General features: G+C 51.5%; 1 protein-coding gene. It reads left to right on the top strand.

Annotation, left to right across the window (positions count from 1 at the left end; genetic code table 11):
* A partial coding sequence (locus tag H1B37_RS33250) for an ISAs1 family transposase (protein WP_182871561.1) occupies positions 1–233 on the top strand: 233 nt, incomplete at both ends.

The following is a 233-nucleotide window of genomic DNA, read 5'->3' as shown; positions in this document are numbered from 1 at the left end:
GTTCTTGGTTGTCTCGGCTGTCATCGCTGGCGCGGACGGTCCTGATGAGATCGAAAGCTTCGGTGATGAGAAGCTGGACTGGCTATCCAAATACGCAGATTTTGAAGCCGGCATCCCTTCTCACGATACCATCACGCGAGTGTTGTCCCTGATCAAACCAGCGGAGTTTCAGAAGGCACTTCTTCAGTGGCATGCTCATCTCTGCGAAATGAATTGGGATCACGAGATTAAGG

The organism is Stieleria mannarensis (genome assembly GCF_014154935.1).
Lineage (GTDB): Bacteria > Planctomycetota > Planctomycetia > Pirellulales > Pirellulaceae > Stieleria > Stieleria mannarensis.
This window is presented reverse-complemented; position numbering and strand designations above follow the sequence as displayed.